We start from the raw sequence: 15,827 nt of genomic DNA on the forward strand, positions 1-15,827 counted from the left end.
TTGATGTTTTCAGGAACATACAAATGCTCCGAACGGCTGCGGATCATCCCGCTGTCGCTCAGTATCGACCGCATCATGGCCGCCACCCGGTTCTGACCCCGGTGCTTTTTTACAATATTGAGCTCGTAAGAATAATGATCATCATAGGCGGCCACCAGTTCATTGGTCATGGCCGATAACATCACGCTCCACTGCAACAGCTTTTTGGCCAGCACCAGGTTTACCAGTCCCACCCCCGTCATGGCAGAGGTGCCGTTGATAATGGCCAGTCCCTCCCGGATATGAATAGCCAGGGGCTTGATGCCCTGGCGCTCAAAAACCACTGCCGTTGATTGCTTTTTACCCTCAAAAATCACCTCTCCCTCACCAATCAGCACCAGCCCGAGATGGGCCAGCTGAACCAGGTCACCGCTGGCTCCCACTCCCCCGTGTTCATAAATACAGGGAACAATGTCTTTATTGATCAGCGTTACCAGCAGTTCCACCAGCTCCGGGTGGATACCAGAATAAGCCTGCATCAGGCTATTGAGCCTTGCCACCATCACCGCCTTGCCCAACATCGCGCTGAATACTTTACCACCTCCCGAACTATGGCTGCGGATCAGGTTATACTGCAGCTGCAGCACGTTTTCCGGGCTCACCTTAAACTGCGCCATTGGGCCAAATCCTGTATTGATACCGTAGATCAGCTTGTGGTCCGAAAAACGACGCAAAAAAGAATGGTTCTCAGAAACATTCAGTAAAGCAGCTTCGTTCAATTGGATGGCCTTTTGTTTGAAGATGATTTCCGAAAAGTCGTGAAGAGAGAGAACGCCGCCACCAACTTGTATCATAGAGAGATGTTCATTAAAGAAACACGAGGGCACAAAAAAAATAAAATATACCCAGCCCATCAAATTTTTATTGATTCTGCGGGTTTAACGGAAAAGGGAAACACGGGCAACGAACCGGGTTTGGTGAGGGTCACCAGGCTTCTCCGAACCACGCCTCTTGTAAGACTGTTAACAATATTTCTTATTATCTTTGTCGACCTAAAATTGTGGCTATGAGTGGGATAAGGCTTTTTGTAGTGTTGAGTGCTGTTTTTATTTTTCTGTTTGCTTTTGACTCGGTGGCGCAAAAAGCTTACAACAAACAGGGTTTTTATGATGCAATGTCAAGTACCGATGTTAAGGAACTGGATGAAGAACTGAAAGAAGCCGAACATGCAACGGGCCTGGATAAAAAGGCTATGATCGGAGCGCTCACTATGAAGAAAGCCGGGTACGCCCCCGGAGTTGCAAAAAAATTAAAAACTTTTAAAGCGGGACATAAGGATCTGGAGGCTTCTATACAACAGGATACAGGGAATGCAGAATATCGTTTTATGCGGCTGATGATCCAGGAGAATGCCCCGGGAATTCTTGGGTACAAAGGGGAAATAGAAACCGACAAGGAGTATATTCGCAAATCGTTTAAAAGCCTGCCGGGAACTGTACAAAAAGCTATCATTCATTACGCTAAAAATTCAAAGGTTCTGAGTGAAAAGGATTTTAATTAAGATTTCAGAATGAATAAAAAAGTATTAGCAGTTTATTATACTCAATCTGGCCAGCTAAAACAAATACTCGACAATTTCACTGCTCCGTTTACCCAGGCAGGAATAACCGTGGAAACTGTAAGCATCCAACCAAAGAAAGATTATCCATTCCCCTGGACAACTCCTTCATTTTTTGATGCAATGCCCGAAAGTGTATTAACCATTCCAACTGAAATCGTCCCTTTCCAATGTTCAGAAAAAAAGTACGACCTGATAATATTTGCTTATCAACCATGGTTTCTTTCACCCAGCATTCCGGCAAACTCAATTCTTCAACACCCTTCTTTCAAAGCAATTCTTAAAGATACTCCGGTAATCACCCTGATAGGTGCGCGAAACATGTGGGCAAGTGCCCAGGAAAAAGTGAAAAGTTTTCTAAGGGATTCAGGCGCGAAACTGGTCGGTAATAGCGTTCTGATGGACAGGCACCAAAATCATGTGAGCGTAGTAACGATATTTCACTGGATGTTGACCGGCCGTAAAGACAGGTATCTAAACATCTTTCCAAAACCAGGCATCTCTGACGAAGACATCCGGAATGCAACTCAGTTCGGGGAAATTGCAGCGAGGCACTTCCGGGAAAATAAACTGGATACCTTGCAGGAGGCGTTTGTTGCGGGGAAAGCCATCGAGGTTCATTATGGGCTGATATTTATTGAAGAGCGGGGCAGCAAGTTGTTCAAACTTTGGGCGCGGCTAATCACCAGGAAAAAGAATAGAACGCGATGGCTTGTTTATTTTAAATATTATCTTTTGATCGCCCTGTTTATAGCGGCTCCCATTATATTTACTGTTTACTCAATCTTGTTCAGGCCCTTTTTGTCCCGGAGCATAAAGAGAAAGAAACAATATTATCTAGCATTGAATTAATTTTATTTGACGATGTCTCTCAACCAGGTTTATATAATAAATACTTCCACTTACTTCCCGAATGAACCCGTTTCCAATGATGAGATGGAGTCTTATCTCGGTTTTATAGACGACAAACCTTCTAAGTCAAGACGCATCGTTCTGAGAAATAATGGTATAAAAAACAGGTTTTATGCCTTGAACAAAGAGGGGAAGCCAACGCACAGCAACTCGGGAATGACAGCCGAAGCCGTCAGAAAATTATTCAACAACGATAAAGATGCCCTGAAAACTATTGAACTCCTGAGTTGTGGTACGTCTTCCCCTGATCAGATGATGCCTTCTCACGCCGTGATGGTGCATGGACATCTGCCCGAAATGAGCGGTATTGAAGTTGTTTCGCCGTCAGGGGTATGTTGTGCCGGTATGCACGCCTTTAAATACGCCTATATGGCTGTGAAAACCGGCGATGCCGAAATCGCGGTGAGTACCGGATCCGAAAGGTTTTCCGCTTCCATCCGGGCAGACCAGTTCAAAGATGAAGTGGTAAAACTGAAGGAACTGGAAAACAATCCTTATATCGCTTTTGAAAAAGACTTTCTTCGTTGGATGCTTTCAGATGGTGCCGGGGCGCTGCTTCTCTCGAACAAGACGAATGAAAATGGATTAAGTCTGAGGGTTGAATGGCTGGAAGGAATTTCATATGCCAATGAGATGGATGCCTGCATGTATATGGGTTCTGAAAAACGACCCGATGGGACGCTTACGAGTTACCTGGATTATACCCCGGACGAGTTGAAGGAACATTCTGTGCTAAGTATAAAACAGGACGTTAGATTATTGGGTGATAACATCGTTCCACTGGGAGGTAAAAAGCTGAAAGAACTTTTTGACAAAAAGGGATTGAAAGCAGATGAAATAGATCATTTTCTGCCACATATGTCAAGTGAATTTTTTAAAGCGAAAATTCATGACCGCCTGATCGAACTGGGAATAGGGATACCATACGAAAAATGGAGAGTAAATCTTGCAACAAAAGGCAATGTTGGGGCAGGATCCATTTACCTGATGATCGATGAGCTTTTCCATAGTAACACACTTAAAAAGGGTGAAAAGATCCTTTTGCTGGTCCCGGAGAGCTCAAGATTTTCTTATATGTATGGGTTATTGACAGTTTGTTGATCTTTTTTAGGATTTTTGGGAATTAAATCCCGGTAGTATGAAAAAGGAGAACATTCCCCAGGATAGAAGCGCATTGGCTAAACTCACCAAAGAGCTGAGTTATGCAACTGACGAATCCGGCAATTATGTTACTGCCCTTAGTAATGGGTGGGAAATAAAAGCGGAAGCACTCGATATCGCCTGGGACGACATCAAGCACCGGATAGCCGAGGCAAAAGCGAAGGTTGACCGTAAAGAGGCAAGTCCTGTGTTATTTTTTATGGAGCTACGGTTGATGGATGTGGGAATAATCGCCGGTTATACGGGATTCTGGAAATGGCAGGTCAAAAGACATATGAAACCAGCCGTGTTTGAAAAGTTATCAGAGAAAAAATTACAACGCTACGCAGACGCCTTTAATGTAAGCCTGACCGAATTGAAAACAATGAACGTTGATGAAGATTGATTTTGTACATACGCAGGCCGCGCATTGTGAAAACGGGGTAACCACAAACCTGCTGAGTGGTGCTGGCGCAACATCCCTGACTGAACCACTGGTTTTCGGCATCGGGTCGGGACTTTTTTTTATTTACATACCGTTTATGAAGGTCAATAAGGGGCCGGCATTTGCTTACCGCACAATGCCCGGACTCATCTTCAAGCGAACATGTAAAGCACTAGGCATTCCTGTTGTCAGAAAAAAGTTTAGTTCCCGGGAGCAGGCCCAAAAGTTCCTTGAACAATGTATTGAGGCCGGGCAGCCCGTGGGATGCCAGGTTGGAGTTTATTTTCTGTCTTATTTCCCCAAGGAATATCGTTTTCATTTTAATGCGCACAACCTGATTGTATATGGCAAAGAAGGGGATGATTACCTGATCAGTGATCCGATCATGGAAGGAGTCACCAGGCTAAGTTCCTATGAACTCGAGCGGGTCAGGTTTGCCAAGGGTGCAATGGCTCCGCGGGGTCAACTATACTATCCACTCGAAAAGAAAATAATAACACCGGACCAGATCCGTGATGCAATAAAACAAGGGGTGAAAAGAAACGTCCGGGACATGCTTCATATTCCGGGCCCAATCGCCGGGGTAAGTGGTATTCGTTATACAGGAAAGCGGATAAAGAAATGGCGGGATAATCTTGGATTAAAAAAAGCGGGGCTTTACCTCGCCCAGCTCGTGCGCATGCAGGAAGAGATCGGAACCGGTGGGGGCGGGTTCCGTTATATTTACGCCGCCTTCCTGCAACAATCCCACGCCTATCATCCTAACGATACCCTTCTCGAGGTGTCAAAAAAGTTTACCAAAGCAGGTGATCTCTGGCGAAATGCTGCCGTGCAGGCAGCAGGCATTTATAAAGGACGCCTCAGTAAGCAGGAAGACTTTAATGTAATGGGAGATATTTTATTTGAAATAGCAGAGATAGAAAAAGATGCCTTCGGGGACCTTTCCAAAATGAAATGGACCTGATGAGTATACCTGCCGTTAATATTGAGAATCTTCAGTTTTCCTATCGTGATCAGCCGGTTCCACTCTTCTCCAATCTTAACCTGCAAATAGATAAAGGCGAAAGCTTCGGCATATTCGGACCCAACGGGGCAGGAAAAACAACCTTGATGAGCATTATGACAGGTCTTATTTCTTACTCGGGGGGATCAGTAAAACTGGCGGGTGAAGAGGTTAAAACAAAGAAGAAAGCATTTAATAAGATATTTGGTTTTGTTCCCCAGGACTTTTCCTTTTACCAGGAACTTAGTCCCCGCGAAAACCTCGAGTTCTTTGGTGCCTGGGCAGGACTTGATCCCAAATCAATACAGCAAAGGACAAATGAACTACTTGATGTACTTGGCTTAAACGATGTAAGAAATAAACAGGTTGAAAAGTTTTCGGGTGGCATGAAACGAAGAGTGAACCTTGCCATTTCGGTTATTCATCATCCCGAAATATTATTTCTTGATGAGCCGACTGTGGGCGTAGATGTACAAACACGATTTGCGATAATAGATTATCTGAAAAAGCTGAATGCAGGCGGAATGACTCTTATCTACACATCTCATCAACTATACGAAGCCGAATCCCTGTGCCGCAAAATCGCTATGATCGATGAAGGGAAGATCATTGTACACGACTCACTTGAAAACCTGCTGAGTAAACATAAGCAAGAAGGTCTTGAAGGACTATTCCTCAGCCTCACCGGCAAATCATACCGCGATTGATCGATGTATAAATTGTATGCAACCATATTGAAGGATCTTCGTGTCCTGCTGCGCGATAAGGTCGGGCTCACACTTATGTTCCTGATGCCGGTTGTACTGGCCATTGTTATCACGATAGTTCAGAACAGTACTTTCGAGATGGTTAACAATAACAAAATAGCCATGATTCTTTGTAACAAGGATACTGGTGATGCCGCAAAACAACTGGACCTGGCCATTGAAAAAGTCGGCATGTTTAACGTTATACGGGTTCCGTCCACTGAAAATGAAAAACAGATTTCGGAGAGGATGGGCTCGAAAGATGCGTTAGTGGCCATCGTTATACCGCCAACCTTCACAGCAGAACTGGCCGCAAGAACAGAAGAGGTAGCAGCACGTGCCCTGAAGGACGTTAACACAGACACGACTTATACTCCACCCGTAACTAATGGAGACATCGGGCCCATAACACTCTATTATCACCCGGTTCTGCAGGCTTCCTTCAGGCAATCAATCCAGGGAGCCCTGAAGAGTACCTTACAGATAGTGGAAAGCCGCCAGATAGTAAGAAACCTTTACCAGAACCTCAATGACGACCAGATCCCTGATACCCTGGAAAATCAGATTATCACTAACCAGGTACCGATTACTGAGATACCCGTTTCGAGAGATGGAAGCCGTTCAATCCCAAATGCTTCTCAACATAATATTCCAGCCTGGACTGTGTTTGCGATGTTTTTTGTTGTGATTTCCCTGGGTGGAAGTGTTGTGAGGGAAAAACTTAGCGGAAGTTTTCTCAGGTTGAAAACCCTTCCTACAAACTACCTTATTGCTCTTGTTTCCAAACAACTCACCTATATAGTTGTTACCTTTTTCCAGGCCCTGGTAATCTTTTCCATAGGCATATTGTTATTTCCAATGCTAGGATTGCCGAAACTTAATTTACCTGCTGATATTGGTGGTTTAATCATAGTAACGCTAATGTCCGGATGGTGTGCCGCAACTTACGCGATTTTCGTTGGCGTCATTACTAAAACCCAGGAGCAGGCTAACGGACTTGGAGCTGTGTCAATCGTTTTGCTGGCTGCTATTGGTGGAATACTTGTACCATCGTTTGCAATGCCATCATCGTTCCGGATTATTATGCAATTATCTCCTTTACACTGGTGCCTGGAGGCTTACTATGGCTTATTCCTGGAAGGCGGAAAACTGAAGGATATTTTGATTAATATTTTACCTTTATTGATTATAACGCTTGCAATACAGGCCATCACTCTGGTTGCGTTGAAGAGAAAAAATCTAATTTGAGTTTATGATAATGGAAACAGAAGATTTAAAACTGCAGGTTAAGAAGCAAATAGTTCAATTTTTGAATCTGATGACGGTGAAACCAGAAGATATCAAAGATGATGAGCCGCTATTTGGTGAAGGCCTGGGCCTGGATTCAATAGATTCGATTGAGTTAATAGTGTTGCTTTCACGTGAATACGGGATCACTATACAAGATCCAAAGGAAGGTCGTAAAATCCTCGTAGATGTGAATACCATGGTTGACTATATTGAAAAACACCGTACCAAATAAAGCAACGCCAGTGAGTGATATTGTGGTAACCGGCCTTGGTATAATCAGCGCAATTGGCAATTCAGTAAATGAAAACCGGGATGCATTAATAAACGGGTTCTGCGGAATCTCGACATTAGAAAACTTTCCCTCACGATTTTCCGGCATTCTTCCCTGCGGCGAAATTAAAATCAGTACAACAGCACTTAAAGAAACACTTGGGGCAAAACAACCAGGTGTAACTCGTACAGACCTTCTATGCCTGTATGCGTTCCGCCAGGCCATTGAAGATGCAGGACTAACAAGTGAAGAAATTCAAAGTCCTGAAACAGCTTTTATCAATGGCAATACTGTAGGTGGCATGTGTCTTACAGATGAATTATATCATGACGCAAATAACCAGGAACAAGGTTCTGAATATCTCGGGTCTTACGACTGCTCTTCGGTAACACTCTATATTCAATCGCTCTATAAGATGCAGGGGCATGCCGATACGATCAATACAGCATGTTCCTCGTCTGCAAACGCTATCATGTTCGGAGCAAGACTTATACAAAACGGATACGTAAAACGCGCTATTGTAGGCGGTGTTGATAGCCTGGCAAAATTTACGTTGAACGGATTTAACGCGCTTCATATCCTGTCTCCTGAGATCTGCAAACCTTTTGATAAAAACAGGCAAGGCCTCAACCTGGGTGAAGGCGCGGCATTTTTGATACTGGAAAAAAAAGAGGATACCACGGATAAAAATATTCATGCCCGGCTTAGTGGCTTTTCAAATACAAACGATGCATATCACCCGTCTTCGCTTTCACCTACAGGCGATGGTCCATATCTTGCGATGAAATCAGCCCTGGATATTGCAGGACTTTTACCCCAGGAAATTGATTATATAAATACACACGGGACCGGAACCGAAAACAACGATGAAGTAGAAGGCAAGGCAATGCTCCGGATCTTTGAATCGGTTCCTTCATTCAGTTCAACAAAAAGCAACATAGGACATACGCTTGGCGCAGCCGGTGCCATTGAAGCAGTATATAGCATTCTGAATTTAAAGCACCAGGAAATATACCCCTCGCTTAACTTCAATGAACCGGCACCCGAAACAGCGCTTGCGCCGGTGCAGGAATATAAGCAGCTTCATCTCAAACATGTCATGTCAAATTCTTTTGGTTTTGGCGGCAACTGTTCTTCATTGATTTTTTCAAACGAATGATATTATGTTCTATATCCAGGAATCAACATGCATATCATCACAACTAACTTTCCGCCGGACCGATCTTGCAAACTACCAGGTTCCCACTGGCAATAAGATTTCAGTTATAGAGCCTTCGTATGACGAGATCCCTGAGAAGATACTTCGGCGCATGGGCAAGGCCGTTAGGTTAGGCGTGGGTGCAGCCATGCCGTTGATCCAGGATTCAGGAAATCCTGATGGAATTATTATTGGTACAGCTAATGGAGGAATGGAAGATTGCATCAAATTCCTGAATCAGATTATTGAGTACAAGGAGGGGATGTTAACCCCGACCAATTTTGTTCAGAGCACGGCAAATGCTGTTGCTGGCCAGGTGGGTATGTTATTAAAAAACAATGGCTACAACATTACGCATGTTCATCGCGGACATTCATTTGAAAATGCCATGCTCGATGCAGCAATGCATTTACGCCAAAATCCCGACTCGCGCTTTTTACTTGGTGCGGTCGATGAAATTTCAGCTTACAACTACAACATTGATTTACTGGCCGGCTGGTACAAGACTTCCGTTGTAACCCTTGCAGGTATATATCAAAATGAACTGCCCGGCAGCTACCCCGGCGAGGGGTCAGCTATGTTCATTGTTGATAACAAAAAGAGGGCTGGATCGGTAAAGGTTGAAGCCCTGCAAACCATCACATCAGATAGCCCACAGATCGTTGCCCAGCGCTTCCGTGACTTCCTGGATTTGAATGATCTGAATGCCGTTGCACCCGGACTGTTCATGTCCGGCGAAAATGGAGATAACCGGATGATGCCATTTTATGAGGCTTGTGAGAAACAGCTTACAAATGTTCCGGTCGCCCGGTTTAAGCATATTTCCGGTGAATTTGCGACTGCCTCTTCTATCGCTTTATGGCTGGCGGCTGAATTACTCCGAACCCAGGAGGTTCCCTCCCATATGTTGAAATACGGACCGGTAAATACAGGGCCAAAAGAACAAACAGGATTAAGAAAGATATTGATTTACAATAATTATAAATTTGTGCAACACAGTTTTATACTGTGCAGCGTTGATCATTAGAAATATAGAGCTAATGTGCTACTCATCATGAGTTTGCTCTCAGCAAACCATCCGATCTGGCTTGGCTTTTGATTGATATCCTGCTTAATGCAGATCAAAAAATAATCAATATGAAAAAGTCAATCTTACAATTTTCAGCAATCATTTTGTTAGCAGGGGCTTCGTTTACAAGCCTTGAATCCTGTAAATCAAAGCCAAAAGATGCAGACATCGAGGCGGCAATCGTGACCAAATCGAGTTCTTATCCCGGCTTATCGGCAACTGTAAAAGATGGTGTTGCAACCCTTTCTGGCACCGCTTCCGATGAAGCCACAAAGCAGGCCTTTGAAAATGATGTTAAAGGGGTTGAAGGTGTGAAAAGTGTTGTCAATAATATTGTTGTGGCGCCACCAGCTCAAGCGACCGCTCCTGTTGAGGTTGCTGCTGATGATCCGATTGCTAAGGGACTGGCTGACGCCACCAAGGATTTCCCGACCGTTACAGCAACTGTAAACGACGGAGTTGTAACGCTCACGGGTGAACTGGAAAGGTCAAAGCTTCCTACACTCATGAAATCTATAAATTCTCTGAAGCCGAAAAAAGTAGAACAGAAGCTCACACTAAAGTAAAAGTGTCGATGCGTTTTCAGTCACTATTTAGCAATCGAATTTTTTAAAACATAGGAGGACCAAATTATGGCACTGCAAGATAAATACAAACAGCTGATCAATTCAGCCCAGGCATCAGGTGTTACAAATCTCCAGGTTCGGGAACAGGATAACGTTCTCTATATAAATGGAGAAGCTCCTGATGGAAAAACCAAAGACGCACTTTGGAATATCTACAACCAGATTGACCCGGACTTCCGTGGAGGCGATTTAATTCTTGACGTTAATGTTTCAAACATGGCATCTGGTGCCAGGGCAAAGGTTGTAACTGAATCGTCTAACCTCAACATCCGCAAAGGACCCGGAACAGATCAACCGATAGTGGGAAAGGCTAAGCACCATGACTACGTTACCCTGGTCAGTAAAACCAATGATCAATGGTGGCTGGTAAAAACTTCGGGCGGTGAAGAAGGATATGCTTACGCCCAATATCTTTCCGTTGAATAAATGATGATAATAATAAAGTAATTAAGGTTGTTCTGATTGGAACAACCTTTTTTTAATGCCCGAATCTGAAAAAAAGTTCCAGAAACTGTCACGGCAAAGCCAGTGAAGTTAATGACCATGAAAGCTTAACCAATGACGTGGAAGGTGGTTTGACTAAGTAGCTCTGTCTTTCGTGTTTTTGATCAGGCTTATTCCGGCAGAGAAAAAAATGGCACCTAGAACACCTGCGAAAATTATTGCTTTGATGTTCTTATTAGAACCACCACCATTCATAAAAGTAACTCCAGCGTAGATAAGACCGACAATACCCAGTATTGATAGTATAATACCTAAGATTCGCTTTTCCATTGTTATTCGGGGTTTTAAAAATGATTAATTCTGTACTGCTTAGGGCAAAAAAATAGCCGTGAGCATCACGGCTATTTTTAATACTAAAAGTCTGCCAGCGTCAGGAGATCTGGATCAGCCTTGCTGGTTTTTGTTTTGCTTCCTCTTTTTTTGGAATAATCAACTGTAAGACGCCTTTGTCATATTTCGCCTCAATCTTTTCACTGTCAACAACTTCTTTCTTAAGGTTGAATGTCCTCTGAAAAGACTGATAACTGAACTCCCTCCGATTAAACCGCTCATCTTCCCTATCCTGGTATTGATTTGTTTTTTCCGAACTGATGGTAAGCATATTTCCATCCAGTTCTACCTTAAAGTCCTCTTTATTCATTCCAGGCGCAGCCACCTCAACCTCGTACCTATCAGGCGTTTCTTTAATATTCACCGCTGGAACAGTGGTGTTTGTGTCGGAAAAGCTTGTGTTTGACAAAGAAAAGAGATCGCGATTAAAAAAGTCATCAAAAAGCATAGGCAAGCTATTAAACATGCTTCCATTTCTGATTGCGGGTTTCATAATTACCTTGTTTTTAATAGTTAACAAATTGATTCCAAATTGCCTGATCAAGCTGCGTGCCTTTTTTAGTAGCTGGCTTGGAGATTGAAAATCTGGCGGGATTCAGGAAAAATCTGACAGAAAAAAAGTCAAAATTTCAGTTTTAGCGGGGAGAATAATACTAGTGTTGCCAATAAAAAAGTCGCCTGCAGCGCAGACGACTATAAGCTGGTGACCCCCCTGGGGCTCGAACCCAGGACCTACTGATTAAGAGTCAGTAGCTCTAACCAACTGAGCTAGGGAGTCAAAAAGGAGTGCAAATATAAAACATGTTGCCTTTATCTGTGCGTTCAACTTAAAAACATTGGAACAAGGGATTATCACCACCTGTCCCAGGCTATTATTATCAGTTGTTGCATGTGTTACAGTCCGTATTTGGCACTGATCTCCAGCATTCTGTCAATCGGCTTTCTTGCCGCAAGCCTGATCTCCTCATCCATATGAATTTCTGGAGTTTCGTACTCCATACACAGGTAAAGCTTTTCCAGGGTATTCAGCTTCATGTGCGGGCAGTCGTTGCAGGCGCAGCTATTATCCGGAGGTGCAGGAATAAAGGTCTTTGTTGGGGATCCTTTCTGCATCTGGTGTAAGATGCCAGTCTCTGTTGCCACAATGTATTCCGTAGCGCTGTCTTCCATGGTGTACTTCAATAAGCCCGTAGTCGACCCTATATGGTCTGCAATTTTCAGGATGTGATCCTCGCATTCAGGATGTGCAATCAATTTGGCCTTTGGATGCCTGATCTTAAGTCGGGTTATTTTTTCGAGGCTGAATATTTCGTGAACCATACAAGCTCCGTTCCAGAGAACCATATCCCTTCCGGTTTTCTTGACCAGGTAGGCGCCAAGGTTTTTATCAGGGGCAAAAATAATTTTTTGACTTGCCGGGAGACTTTCTACTATCTTTTCGGCGTTACTGGAAGTACAGATGATATCGCTGAGCGCCTTGATGCCTGCCGAGCAATTTATGTAGGAAATGACGATATGATCCGGGTGTTGCTCTTTGAATTTTCTGAACAACTCGGGCGGTGCCGAATCGGCAAGTGAACATCCAGCCTTGAGATCGGGAAGAACGACTTTCTTGGTTGGATTGAGGATTTTAGCTGTCTCAGCCATGAAATGCACACCGGCGAAAACGATGAGGTCCGCACTGGTATTCTGAGCCTTCTGAGCAAGCCCGAGACTATCCCCGATATAATCTGCAACATCCTGAATATCAGGTTCCTGGTAGTAGTGTGCGAGAATGATTGCATTTTTTTCTTTTTTTAATCTTTCGATTTCGTGAAACAAATCCAGCCTGGCGTCAATTTCGAGATCCAAATATCCTACTTTCTCAACACTTTGTTTCGCTGCAGCAATGTGCATATCTCCCATAGTATTTAATATTAACTATATAATTTTATAAAAGAAACCTATTACTATTACGGGTGTGAATTAGGGGATAAATTTCCCCTACCCTGTTTTGGAAAATCTAAAATTACCTGTTTATCAACAATTTTCCACAAGCTGTTAACAAGGCAAATGCCTGTATGGTTGTGCAAAATCTGAGGTTGTCCACCCCTGTTGAAAACGGAGGGCTTGTATAATAACCATGATATTTTCTCAAAAAAGCCTGTGGAATGAAAACTAATAAATGGCAGTTTATTGACTTCTGGAATGTTGACAACCAGATCACTTCATTTTACAAGCCAACTGTCCACCAAAACCGCGGAGGAATAATGCGGGTTTTCCACTGATATATTTCTTTATCAACCGGAACTGTTAATCATGTTTTCACATGGTTGTTTCACAGCCCATACTGTATCGCCGGAATCCAGAAAATATTGTGTCCGACCCAGGGAATATTTTGAGCTGTAACCCGCAATTAATCGCTATTTCGCTGCGTTTTCCACACTTTGTTCATAACCAATTTTCCCCTATTTTTGCCGTCCGTTTGCCAAACCTAATTATTTATTAAATCAGACGATTAAACCGTTATGTCTATTATTCAAAACATCCGTGACAAAGCCGCGTGGATTGTAAGTGGTGCGATTGCTTTAGCTCTTATTGCCTTTATTGCCCAGGATGCATTCCAGGGTGGTGGCCGCGGAATTTTCAGCGGCAACTCTACAACTTTAGGTGAGGTTAATGGTAAAAAAATAGAAGCTCAGCCTTTCGAAGAAAGGGTTAAGATGATGGAGGAACAATACCGTAATGCCAACTACCCTATAAATGATATGATGCGTCAACAGATCCGTGATGGCATCTGGAATGAAACAGTGGAAGATATAATCCTTGCAAAGGAATATGATAAGCTCGGACTCACTGTTTCAGATAAAGAACTTACGGATATATTGTACGGTCCTAACCCTCCACAGCAACTTCAACAACAATTCACTGATCCCAATACCGGTGTGTATAACGCCGATGCAGCATACCAGGCAATCAAGGCCTTGAAGAAAGGTACTCCCCAACATGCCAGCTTCTGGGGAGAGTTTATACCTTCTCTTGAAAAGCAAAGAATAAAAGAGAAATACCTTTCTATTTTAGGTAACAGTTCTTATGTACCAAAATGGCTGGTGGAAAAGATGAATGCGGATGCATCACAAATGGCTTCTATATCATTTGTTGCTGTACCTTACTCAACCGTTGCCGATTCGACCATCAAGGTAACAGATCAGGAGATTTCGCAGTATGTGAATGAACGCAAAGAATCATTTAAGCAGGAAAAAAGCCGCAATATAGAATACGTCACATTTGATGCTGCTCCTAATAAAGAAGATTCTGCGACGATTTTTAACCAGGTTGCTGCTTTGAAAAATGAGTTTGCAACTGCAACAGATCTCCCGGCATTTTTGATGGGCAATGCCAGCGAAACGGAATTTTACGATGGCTATATTCAGAAATCAAAGATGCAGGTGGTAAATTCAGATACTTTACAGAAGCTTGCAGACGGCGAGATATACGGCCCCTACCTCGATGGTGGCAACTATGTTATCGCAAAAATGATCGGCAAAAGAAATATCCCCGACAGTGTTAAGGTCCGCCACATATTAATTAAAATAGCTGAACCACAAACCGGCGCCATCAGGACCGACAGTGCAGCAAAAAAACTTATCGATAGTATTGTTACTGCCATCAACAGCGGTTCTTCTTTTGACTCCATGGTTGTAAAATTGAGTGAAGACGAAGGATCTAAAACGACTGGCGGTGTGTATACTTTTTCGTCAAATCAGTTTGGAGATCTTAGCAAAGAATTTGCAGAGACAGCATTCTACGGTAATGCGGGAGATAAAAAAACAGTTAAAGTTGAGAACTCGAAGTATTCAGGTTTTCACTATATAGAAGTGTTGTCACAGCAAAATTTTGAAACAGGATACAAGATTGCATATTTCTCCAAGCCTATACTGGCCAGCGATCTTACACGTAACACCGCAATGGGGTTGGCTTCACAATTCGCTGCAGAGAGTCGTGACCGCAAACAGTTCGATGCCAACGCAAAAAAGAAAAACATAAATAAATTTGTTGCAGCAGACATTAAGCCGCTCGATTACACCATCTTCGGACTTGGAGACAGCAGGGAACTTGTGAAGTGGGTGTTTGATGCCAAAGCAGGCCAGGTGGCAGAACAACCATATATGGTTGGAGATAAATATGTAGTTCCGGCTGTAATTTCAGTATACGAAGAAGGAACAATGCCTGTTGACAAAGCCAGACCATTGGTTGAAGCCAAGATCAGGAATAATAAAAAAGCGGAACTGATCATCAAAAAAATTGGAAATGCCAATACGCTGGAAGCAGTTGCCCAGGCTACCGGTCAAAGCGTGAGCAAGGTGGATAGTATTCGTTTTTCGCAACCAAATATTCCAAACGTTGGCCCTGAACTTAAGGTCGCCGGACTTGCATTTTCAAAAGGTGCGCAGGGTAAGGTATCACCTCCCGTTGTTGGTGAGCTTGGTGTATTTGTTCTGAGATCCGATAATGTAACAACCGTTCCGACAGCCGGATTCGACGCTGCTCAGCAGCAGAAAATGCTTCAGCAACAACAGAAATCCTTTGCAGCAAGGACGATTCCCGAAATAATCAAAAAGAACGCAGATATAGAAGACAAACGATATAAATTCTTCTAGGAAAAACATCACTCAAAATATACATTACCAAAAAGCCCGGCTGCATATGCGCCGGG

The 15,827-nt window shown here is 43.3% G+C and carries 17 protein-coding genes and 1 tRNA gene; 13 read left to right on the top strand and 5 right to left on the bottom strand.

All coding sequences use genetic code 11. The features are described from left to right. On the bottom strand, positions 1-833 hold an 833-nt coding region (locus ACX0G7_RS02285), incomplete at its 3' end, for an aromatic amino acid lyase (RefSeq protein WP_458921793.1). 212 nt (positions 834-1,045) lie between these two features. Here ACX0G7_RS02285 and ACX0G7_RS02290 point away from each other — a divergent pair. The 12 genes from ACX0G7_RS02290 to ACX0G7_RS02345 all read left to right on the top strand — a co-directional run bounded on the left by ACX0G7_RS02290 (position 1,046) and on the right by ACX0G7_RS02345 (position 10,723). Further along, positions 1,046-1,540 carry a hypothetical protein gene (locus tag ACX0G7_RS02290; protein ID WP_458921794.1) on the top strand — a complete coding sequence of 165 codons (495 nt, stop codon included), beginning with the start codon at positions 1,046-1,048 and terminating at the stop codon, positions 1,538-1,540. Positions 1,541-1,549: 9 nt separating this feature from the next. After that, on the top strand, positions 1,550-2,449 hold the full coding sequence (locus ACX0G7_RS02295) for a hypothetical protein (RefSeq protein WP_458921795.1): 900 nt from the start codon (positions 1,550-1,552) through the stop codon (positions 2,447-2,449). Positions 2,450-2,461: 12 nt separating this feature from the next. After that, on the top strand, positions 2,462-3,610 hold the full coding sequence (locus ACX0G7_RS02300; RefSeq protein WP_458921796.1) for a beta-ketoacyl-ACP synthase III: 1,149 nt from the start codon (positions 2,462-2,464) through the stop codon (positions 3,608-3,610). Positions 3,611-3,647: 37 nt separating this feature from the next. Beyond that, positions 3,648-4,055 (top strand): hypothetical protein, encoded by a 408-nt coding sequence (locus ACX0G7_RS02305; RefSeq protein WP_458921797.1) that lies wholly within the window; start codon positions 3,648-3,650, stop codon positions 4,053-4,055. Then, the gene (locus ACX0G7_RS02310; protein ID WP_458921798.1) at positions 4,045-5,058 is read left to right on the top strand and encodes a BtrH N-terminal domain-containing protein; all 1,014 of its coding nucleotides are present in this window, start codon (positions 4,045-4,047) and stop codon (positions 5,056-5,058) included. Before ACX0G7_RS02305 ends, ACX0G7_RS02310 begins: the two co-directional genes overlap by 11 nt. Next, a complete protein-coding gene (locus ACX0G7_RS02315) occupies positions 5,058-5,804 on the top strand; it encodes an ABC transporter ATP-binding protein (protein ID WP_458921799.1) in 747 nt (248 codons plus the stop codon). The genes ACX0G7_RS02310 and ACX0G7_RS02315 overlap by 1 nt, the downstream gene beginning before the upstream one ends. Before the next feature lie 3 nt (positions 5,805-5,807). Next, positions 5,808-7,091 (top strand): ABC transporter permease, encoded by a 1,284-nt coding sequence (locus ACX0G7_RS02320; RefSeq protein ID WP_458921800.1) that lies wholly within the window; start codon positions 5,808-5,810, stop codon positions 7,089-7,091. Between the two features lie 10 nt (positions 7,092-7,101). Beyond that, entirely contained in the window at positions 7,102-7,365 is a 264-nt protein-coding gene (locus tag ACX0G7_RS02325) for a phosphopantetheine-binding protein (RefSeq protein ID WP_458921801.1), read from the top strand. Positions 7,366-7,375: 10 nt separating this feature from the next. Continuing rightward, positions 7,376-8,563 (top strand): beta-ketoacyl-[acyl-carrier-protein] synthase family protein, encoded by a 1,188-nt coding sequence (locus ACX0G7_RS02330; protein ID WP_458921802.1) that lies wholly within the window; start codon positions 7,376-7,378, stop codon positions 8,561-8,563. A gap of 4 nt (positions 8,564-8,567) precedes the next feature. Beyond that, entirely contained in the window at positions 8,568-9,629 is a 1,062-nt protein-coding gene (locus tag ACX0G7_RS02335) for a beta-ketoacyl synthase chain length factor (RefSeq protein WP_458921803.1), read from the top strand. 110 nt (positions 9,630-9,739) lie between these two features. Then, complete coding sequence (locus ACX0G7_RS02340) at positions 9,740-10,237, top strand: BON domain-containing protein (RefSeq protein WP_458921804.1); 498 nt, start codon at positions 9,740-9,742, stop codon at positions 10,235-10,237. A 66-nt stretch (positions 10,238-10,303) separates the two neighbouring features. Further along, the gene (locus tag ACX0G7_RS02345; RefSeq protein ID WP_458921805.1) at positions 10,304-10,723 is read left to right on the top strand and encodes an SH3 domain-containing protein; all 420 of its coding nucleotides are present in this window, start codon (positions 10,304-10,306) and stop codon (positions 10,721-10,723) included. A 153-nt stretch (positions 10,724-10,876) separates the two neighbouring features. On the opposite strand, the gene ACX0G7_RS02350 is transcribed toward ACX0G7_RS02345, so the two are convergent. From ACX0G7_RS02350 to nadA, 4 genes are all read right to left on the bottom strand, one after another. After that, positions 10,877-11,071, bottom strand: a complete 195-nt coding sequence (locus ACX0G7_RS02350) for a hypothetical protein (protein ID WP_458921806.1) — start codon at positions 11,069-11,071, stop codon at positions 10,877-10,879. A gap of 100 nt (positions 11,072-11,171) precedes the next feature. Beyond that, positions 11,172-11,624, bottom strand: coding sequence for an Hsp20/alpha crystallin family protein (locus tag ACX0G7_RS02355; RefSeq protein WP_458921807.1), 453 nt, complete (start codon positions 11,622-11,624; stop codon positions 11,172-11,174). 208 nt (positions 11,625-11,832) lie between these two features. After that, a tRNA-Lys gene (locus tag ACX0G7_RS02360) sits at positions 11,833-11,909 on the bottom strand. A gap of 116 nt (positions 11,910-12,025) precedes the next feature. Further along, positions 12,026-13,036: a quinolinate synthase NadA gene (gene nadA / locus ACX0G7_RS02365; protein WP_458921808.1), complete on the bottom strand. Its 1,011-nt coding sequence runs from the start codon at positions 13,034-13,036 to the stop codon at positions 12,026-12,028. A gap of 602 nt (positions 13,037-13,638) precedes the next feature. Between nadA and ACX0G7_RS02370 the strand changes: the two genes are divergently transcribed. Further along, entirely contained in the window at positions 13,639-15,771 is a 2,133-nt protein-coding gene (locus ACX0G7_RS02370) for a peptidylprolyl isomerase (protein ID WP_458921809.1), read from the top strand. Positions 15,772-15,827: the final 56 nt, after the last annotated feature.

The organism is Flavitalea antarctica (assembly GCF_054461535.1).

What these genes read in the sequence shown, in the direction of transcription:
- ACX0G7_RS02290 (WP_458921794.1), top strand. Translation starts at nt 1,046, where the DNA reads ATGAGTGGGATAAGGCTTTTTGTAGTGTTGAGTGCTGTTTTTATTTTT.
- ACX0G7_RS02335 (WP_458921803.1), top strand. Translation starts at nt 8,568, where the DNA reads ATGTTCTATATCCAGGAATCAACATGCATATCATCACAACTAACTTTC.
- ACX0G7_RS02355 (WP_458921807.1), bottom strand. Translation starts at nt 11,624, where the DNA reads ATGAAACCCGCAATCAGAAATGGAAGCATGTTTAATAGCTTGCCTATG.
- ACX0G7_RS02340 (WP_458921804.1), top strand. Translation starts at nt 9,740, where the DNA reads ATGAAAAAGTCAATCTTACAATTTTCAGCAATCATTTTGTTAGCAGGG.
- ACX0G7_RS02370 (WP_458921809.1), top strand. Translation starts at nt 13,639, where the DNA reads ATGTCTATTATTCAAAACATCCGTGACAAAGCCGCGTGGATTGTAAGT.
- nadA (WP_458921808.1), bottom strand. Translation starts at nt 13,036, where the DNA reads ATGGGAGATATGCACATTGCTGCAGCGAAACAAAGTGTTGAGAAAGTA.
- ACX0G7_RS02315 (WP_458921799.1), top strand. Translation starts at nt 5,058, where the DNA reads ATGAGTATACCTGCCGTTAATATTGAGAATCTTCAGTTTTCCTATCGT.
- ACX0G7_RS02295 (WP_458921795.1), top strand. Translation starts at nt 1,550, where the DNA reads ATGAATAAAAAAGTATTAGCAGTTTATTATACTCAATCTGGCCAGCTA.
- ACX0G7_RS02320 (WP_458921800.1), top strand. Translation starts at nt 5,808, where the DNA reads ATGTATAAATTGTATGCAACCATATTGAAGGATCTTCGTGTCCTGCTG.
- ACX0G7_RS02350 (WP_458921806.1), bottom strand. Translation starts at nt 11,071, where the DNA reads ATGGAAAAGCGAATCTTAGGTATTATACTATCAATACTGGGTATTGTC.
- ACX0G7_RS02300 (WP_458921796.1), top strand. Translation starts at nt 2,462, where the DNA reads ATGTCTCTCAACCAGGTTTATATAATAAATACTTCCACTTACTTCCCG.
- ACX0G7_RS02310 (WP_458921798.1), top strand. Translation starts at nt 4,045, where the DNA reads ATGAAGATTGATTTTGTACATACGCAGGCCGCGCATTGTGAAAACGGG.
- ACX0G7_RS02305 (WP_458921797.1), top strand. Translation starts at nt 3,648, where the DNA reads ATGAAAAAGGAGAACATTCCCCAGGATAGAAGCGCATTGGCTAAACTC.
- ACX0G7_RS02325 (WP_458921801.1), top strand. Translation starts at nt 7,102, where the DNA reads ATGGAAACAGAAGATTTAAAACTGCAGGTTAAGAAGCAAATAGTTCAA.
- ACX0G7_RS02345 (WP_458921805.1), top strand. Translation starts at nt 10,304, where the DNA reads ATGGCACTGCAAGATAAATACAAACAGCTGATCAATTCAGCCCAGGCA.